The organism is Suttonella ornithocola (assembly GCF_001889065.1).
Classification (GTDB): domain Bacteria; phylum Pseudomonadota; class Gammaproteobacteria; order Cardiobacteriales; family Cardiobacteriaceae; genus Suttonella_A; species Suttonella_A ornithocola.
The window spans coordinates 1-6,536 of record NZ_LWHB01000117.1 but is presented as its reverse complement, the minus strand read 5'-3'; the positions used below and the strand labels follow the sequence as shown (position 1 = coordinate 6,536).

General features: G+C 38.2%; 5 protein-coding genes and 2 pseudogenes. 2 read left to right on the top strand and 5 right to left on the bottom strand.

What is annotated here, in order from left to right; all coding sequences use genetic code 11:
* Window positions 1–147: 147 nt before the first annotated feature.
* Window positions 148–465, top strand: a pseudogene (locus tag A5N85_RS08990) (IS1 family transposase); the annotation flags it as partial.
* A 175-nt stretch (window positions 466–640) separates the two neighbouring features.
* Here the strand turns inward: A5N85_RS08990 and A5N85_RS08985 are convergent.
* The 5 genes and pseudogenes from A5N85_RS08985 to A5N85_RS08965 all read right to left on the bottom strand — a co-directional run.
* Window positions 641–1,657 (bottom strand): imelysin family protein, encoded by a 1,017-nt coding sequence (locus A5N85_RS08985; RefSeq protein ID WP_072576924.1) that lies wholly within the window; start codon window positions 1,655–1,657, stop codon window positions 641–643.
* A 106-nt stretch (window positions 1,658–1,763) separates the two neighbouring features.
* Window positions 1,764–2,339 carry an SPOR domain-containing protein gene (locus A5N85_RS08980; RefSeq protein WP_115306123.1) on the bottom strand — a complete coding sequence of 192 codons (576 nt, stop codon included), beginning with the start codon at window positions 2,337–2,339 and terminating at the stop codon, window positions 1,764–1,766.
* Entirely contained in the window at window positions 2,336–4,114 is a 1,779-nt protein-coding gene (gene argS, locus A5N85_RS08975) for an arginine--tRNA ligase (RefSeq protein WP_072576922.1), read from the bottom strand. The genes A5N85_RS08980 and argS overlap by 4 nt, the downstream gene beginning before the upstream one ends.
* Before the next feature lie 152 nt (window positions 4,115–4,266).
* Window positions 4,267–5,406 (bottom strand): glycerate kinase, encoded by a 1,140-nt coding sequence (locus tag A5N85_RS08970; RefSeq protein ID WP_072576921.1) that lies wholly within the window; start codon window positions 5,404–5,406, stop codon window positions 4,267–4,269.
* Window positions 5,403–6,326 (bottom strand): annotated as a pseudogene (locus tag A5N85_RS08965) (GntP family permease); the annotation flags it as partial. The gene A5N85_RS08970 and the pseudogene A5N85_RS08965, both read right to left, overlap by 4 nt.
* Window positions 6,327–6,414: 88 nt before the next feature.
* Here A5N85_RS08965 and A5N85_RS17680 point away from each other — a divergent pair.
* A partial coding sequence (locus tag A5N85_RS17680; RefSeq protein WP_143143238.1) for a helix-turn-helix domain-containing protein occupies window positions 6,415–6,536 on the top strand: 122 nt, incomplete at its 3' end.

Genomic DNA, 6,536 nt, shown 5'->3' with positions numbered 1-6,536 from the left:
TTAAGATAGATGAATAAAGTAAGCACTTGTACTATTACTGGAGTAGCGATTTAATTTCTGTGACTCTTTTATTAGCCTTTGACTATAGTGTAAAACGGAATTTTGCAAAGATCTCAGTTTGTATGCAAATTAAACCCATTCAGCTATAGTAGTGAAATAGTCGCTTTTGTATGGGGTAAACGTCATCTAAAGACAGCTAAACAACTGAGAGCTAAACTTGAGGCATTAGGAATTAGTTTTGGTTGTATTTGTTGTGATAATTGGGATAGCTTCTTAACGGCTTTTGATGGTAGCGTTAAAAAGATAGGTAAGCGATATACTACGGATATTGAAGGTAATAATAATCGCTTTAGGCAAAGGCTGAGGCGAGTCTTTCGAAAGACTTGCTGTTTTTCTAAAAAGTTGGTGAATCACTTTAAAGCGTTTGACTTACTCTTCCATTATATTAATTATGGCTGGGTTTGATCAGCATACTTTTCAAACCACTACCAAAAAAATTAAGTTTCTCTTATAGCTAAATGTCTTTAATTTTCATTAGCAACTTTCATCAGCGTTGGTTCATCTTTCCGTACTGATGTGTAATGTCTATGGTTCGTCGTTTTGTATACGAGCTAAATTCATCTAGCTATAATTTTAGAATTCAATCCCCATCCGCTTCTAATATTTTAGCTGTGACATTTAATGATTGGAGTAAATTACCGTAATAGCTTGTTTGTAATTTATTCAAGCTATCATAAAGCGACCTAGTTTTATCTGGGTTAAAGTCATAATAAAGTGTATTTATTTTATTTTCTTCCGCTTGCGATTGCGTTAATAATTCTGAACTCTGCATTAATTGCTGTTCTGCGCTAAAAAAAATCACTATTTCATTTAAATTAGCAAACGATTGTTTTAACACGAGAGAAGCTTGTGCTTCTAAAATCGCTTTAACTGCTGGCATACTTAAACCACTTAGAGAATACTCACCTCTATTAGGATCAACCTGCCCTTCATATTTTTTGGTTAAACCTGCTGGATCACCTACCCGCCAATCTTTAGTTTCAAATGTTCGCTCAGCCAATATGTTAATTAATAGAGAGAGTGCTTTTTGGGAATCTGCTAAAAATTCCGTTTCTTTTTCTCTATAAGATTGATAAATTTGATCTAATCGATGACAAATATTTTCTGCAACGACTATTGATAAAGCTAACTTTCTTTCGCTAATATCATTATTTTTATATAACAAATATTCCAGCGCGTTAATTGTTTTATAAGAATGCTTATATAGTGCTGTTTTCGGTTGGCTACTGCTATGAATAACTTTCTCCATTTGTTGAGCAATTGATTCATTGCCCACATGAAAGATATCGATAAAACGTGGGGTATCAATTCTTTCAGAATCTAAATCTCCTAAAACATAATTGGTTTCAACGCGCTTCCATGCCAAGACTAAATTAGCAAATGCATTATTTAAAGCTTCACTTCTCTCGCCTGGCGTTGATTGAGACAGCGTATCTTTTAAAACCGCACATGTAGATTGCGCATCTGCGCTATCTTTTAATAAAACATTTTCATATATAGATGCTAGCGCTTCTTGTTTATCTTTTTCTGGATCTTGTATCACAAATAACAAGATACCGATACCAATTAAAGCGGCAATTATTAGAATCTTTTTCATGCTGTCCCTTTCAAAGCAATTTTATCAATGAACTTTTGCTTTATTATATCCGAGTTGCTAAACGATAATAATTATATTTATTAAAAATAAATAAATAAAAATCTATCTAATTGATATAGGCTTTTAGCACAGTTTCTCTAATTCCTTCTCTTTCAATGCGTTTTTGCACTTTAACTGCTTCGGCTCTATCTACATATGGACCTATTTGAACAAGATATAGCTTTCCATTATTAATAATTTCAACGGGATAATCTCTTAAAATCATTCTTGCTCGAATTCTATCTGCTGATTCTTTCTCACTAAAAGCACCTATTTGAATCCGATAATTGCGACCTTTAATATTGCTTGTTTTAGACTCTTCTTGCATTTTTTGCTGCAATTCTTTTTGCACTTCGGCATTGCGCTTTTTCAATTCATCATAAAAACGATATTTAGGTTGAGATGGTGCTTGAGATTGGCTTGTTACTATCGAATTTGTTTGTTTTTGAGAAGTATTCGTTTTCTTATTATTTGCTACCGATGTTTGTGAAGGATCATGATGCGTTTTAAAGAAATTTACTGCCATCAACCCTAATATAACCGTAATTAAACACAGTAAAAAAACCCCCATTAGTCGTTGGGCAACATAGTTGCCCTTTCTTGTAGATGTTGCTCGGCGACTTTTGCGATGCTTCTTGCTCACATCCGTTCCCTCGCCGTTACACCAACAATCGTTAAACCATTGCGTAATACTTGCCCTACACAATAAGTTAATAATAATCTTGCTTCGCGAAGTGCTGTATCTTCATGCAAAACTTTATGCCCTGCATCATAAAATTGATGCCAAGCTGTTGCTAAGTCTCTTAGATAATTTACAACAATATGAGGTGCTAACTGTGCGCCAGCACTGATAATCAACTCAGGATATCGACGTAATTCCGTAATTAACGCATTTTCTTCTGTCGTCAGTAAATGGTTACGATGCGGTAGTGCATTTTCTGGTGAAAAGTCATAACCTTCTTCTTTTGCGCGCTCTAGCACTCGACAAGTACGAGCATGCGCGTACTCTACATAATAAAAAGGATTATCTTTGCTGTTGGATGTGGCTAAATCTAAGTCAAAATCTAAATGTTGCTCTGGCTTACGCATAACATAGAAGAATCTCGCTGCATCTGACCCTACTTGTTCACGCAGTTCTCTCAAAGTAACAAATTCTCCACTACGGGTACTCATTTGCATTTTTTGCCCATCTTTATATAAGACGGCAAATTGCACTAATGCTATCGTCAATTTAGAAGGATCTAAATTCAAAGCAGCTAATGAAGCTCGCACGCGAGCCATGTATCCATGATGATCTGCACCAAAAATATCAATCATCTGGTCATAGCCACGCTCATATTTATCTAAGTGATAGGCAATATCAGAAGCAAAATAAGTCGTCACACCATTTTCTCGACGAACGACACGATCTTTTTCATCGCCGAATTCTTCTGCTTTAAACCAAGTTGCACCATTTTTTTGATAAAGGAAACCACCCTCCTCTAAGCGTGCTAATGTTTTCTCTACCATACCATCGGTAAACAAAGATTTTTCTGAAAACCAACGATCAAAAACAACACCGAACTCTTCTAAATCTTCCCGAATATCAGCAACTTCTGTTTCTAAAGCAGCGTTAAAAACGGTTGTATAGCCCTCTTCGCCTAGCGTATTTTTTAAAGCTACGATAGCTGCATCAATCCATTGATCACGCTCACCATTATCTATCGCTTCTTGTGACCATTGCTCTGGATAACTAGGTACCCAGCTTGATAAATCAACCGCTAACTTTTCTCCAATCTGAGATTTTAACTCTGCTGCAATCAAGCTAACATAATCGCCTTGATAAATGCCTTTTGGTAAAGTTGCGCCCTTATCGCACTGCTGTAAATATCGCCAATAGACAGAAAGCGCCAAAATATCCATTTGGCGACCGGCATCGTTAACATAATATTCTTTATCAACCTGATGCCCATTTGTCTTTAACAAATTTGCCAAACTATCCCCATAAGCTGCGCCACGCCCATGACCAACATGTAAAGGACCAGTAGGATTTGCTGAAACAAACTCTATTAAGATTTTTTGAGGATTTACAGATTTATGTACGCCAAATTTTTCTTTTTGCTCAACAATATCTTTCAGAACAGCTGTAATACTATTACGAGATAAACGAATATTGATAAATCCCGGTCCAGCAACCTCCATACCCGCAACACTTTCCATCAACGGGACGCTCATGACCAATTTATCTGCTAATTCGCGTGGTTTAAGCTTAAAGACCTTCGCATATTTCATCGCAATATTGCTGGCATAATCGCCGTGCGCTGGATCTTTGGTGCGTTCAATTTCAATAGCTTGATCAAGGGATTCAGCAGGAATATTATGTTGTTTTGCCACTAATAATAGGGCAGCGGTTAAACCATCTTGAATTTCTGATTTCACGTAAATATCTCTTATCACTAGCAAGTAAACGCGCTATTTTACCGATATTTAACACTCAATACCAATTATGCATATAGCACGTTTACTGACTTAAAAAACCTACGTTATTCTTTTCGTTTTCATCAACAAACACTCAAAATTTCATCATAATTTTATTTTAGATGAAAGGTGCTTGAAAGCAATTTACCGACTTGTCTAGCGGTTCGTCTGAGATTTTGCTCACCATTAGCTAATGTATTTTCTAAACTATCTAAATGGGAAATCGTGGGCAAAATAGCCAAAAATCCTTGTTTTTCCAAAATCTCTATTTGCTCACCTAAGCAGCCACATAAGGCAATCACTGGAATATTTTGTTGACTTGCGCATTGCAAAACCCCAAGCGGAACTTGTCCCGATAAAGTTTGTCCGTCCATGCGCCCCTCACCAGTAATTACATAATCCGCATTTTGACAGTGTTCTAGTAGCTTGGCTTCTCGCATGACTAAACTAATACCGGACTCTAAGCTGACATTAGGCAATCCTAATAGCGCAAAACCTAATCCACCTGCGGCGCCACTTCCCGACACAGAGTGAACCGCTGGAAAACCTGCTGCCACCATTTTTTCTGCATAATTCGCGAGTGCTTTATCCAACTGTTCTACTAATTCTGCATTTGCGCCTTTCTGCGGCGCAAAAATAGCACTAGCTCCATTTGTCCCTAATAAAGGATTATTGACATCACAAGCAATTGTCATTTTACAATCTTGCAAGCGCTTATCTAATGCCAAAAGTGAAACCGAATCTAGCGCGGATAAGGCTAAACCTCCTGCGGGTAACGTTTGACCAGTTTTATCTAAAAACTTTACCCCAAGTGCGCTCAGCATCCCACTACCGCCGTCATTCGTTGCGCTACCACCAATCCCAATAATAAATTCTGTAACGCCTTCATTTAGGGCATCTAAAATCAGTTCACCAACACCATAAGTGCTAGTCACAGCTGGGTTACGTTCAGACGTGGACAATAGCTGCAAGCCAGCAGCTTCTGCCATTTCAATCACAGCACGCCGCCTATCTAATAACGCATAGCCTGCCTTAACTTTTCTTCCTAGAGGATCATGGACAATGACTTCTCGCCATTGTCCATTTGCTAAATCACATAAAGTCTTAGCTGTTCCCTCACCACCGTCTGCCATCGGCAGGCAAACACATTCAATAGAATCAATCGCTTCAGATAAACTATTTGCAATGGCTTGAGCAGCTGCGCTTGCGCTTAGACTTTCCTTAAAAGAGTCGGGAGCAATGACAATTTTCATAGAATGACCAAGCTCAGTATCCAAACCACAATCATGCCACCTAATCCTTGCAAAGCCGTTGCAATGGTTTGCGCACGATAGGCTTGTGCAACGCTCATACGAGAAAACTGACTCACTACCCAAAAGAAAGAATCATTTGCGTGTGATACTGTCATTGCACCTGCACCAATCGCCATCACACAAAGCACTCTACCCATCTCACTGTCTAAGCCAATCGTTGCTAACAATGGACTCATCATTGCAGAAGTTGCGACTAGCGCTACTGTTGATGAACCTTGAGCGGTTTTAAAAGCAGCAGCAATTACAAATGGCATAAAAATTCCTAACCCTAGACCAGAAAGCGTTTGTCCAAGATATTCACCAATAGAAGTGGCTTTTAATACTGCACCAAAAGCGCCACCTGCACCCGTAATTAACAAAATAGGAGCAGAAACTGTTAAACCTTCACTAATGGCTTTGCTCACTCTGCTTCCTTTCTCCTTACCCTTGAATAATAGGAAAGATAGCAGCATACCAATAAGTAAAGCATTTAAAGGCTTACCTAAAAAAGCAAGCAATTGAAATAAAAACCCTTCTCCTAGTGGATGAGAAGGGAAAGTGGCAATCGAGCCTAAGCAAAGTAATAAAATTGGCACAATAATGGGCATAAATGCCATTGCTGGTAAGGGTAATTCACCATACGCCAATCTTTTTTCAGCAGCTGCTTCACTTTCTGATTGAAGCCGTTCGGCAATCTTATCGCCACCATCTGGTTGAACATTGATAAAACGATTTGCCCAAAACCAACCACAAAGAATTGGAACGATACTAATGCCCAACCCTATCATAATGACTAAGCCAAGATTGTTTTCAAGACCTAAATTACCTGCTGCTGCGATAGGACCCGGTGTTGGAGGAACAAAAGTATGTGTCGCATATATAGTCAAATCACTTATAATCCAATCCATCCAAAGCAGATATAAAGAACAACTTGTAGTAGAATTATCAAAAATAAACTGAGCATATCCTATGACCTACTGCCGCCAATTCCGACAGAAAATTCTTAACGATATTGCTAATGGAGAAACTTGGCGCGCTGTTGCAAAGCGCTACAAGATCAGCAAATTCACCGTCTATAGCTGGATTAAAAA

Bases quoted from the DNA above. Each gene is read 5' to 3' on its own strand.
- A5N85_RS08985 (WP_072576924.1), bottom strand. From the start codon at position 1,657: ATGAAAAAGATTCTAATAATTGCCGCTTTAATTGGTATCGGTATCTTG.
- A5N85_RS08970 (WP_072576921.1), bottom strand. From the start codon at position 5,406: ATGAAAATTGTCATTGCTCCCGACTCTTTTAAGGAAAGTCTAAGCGCA.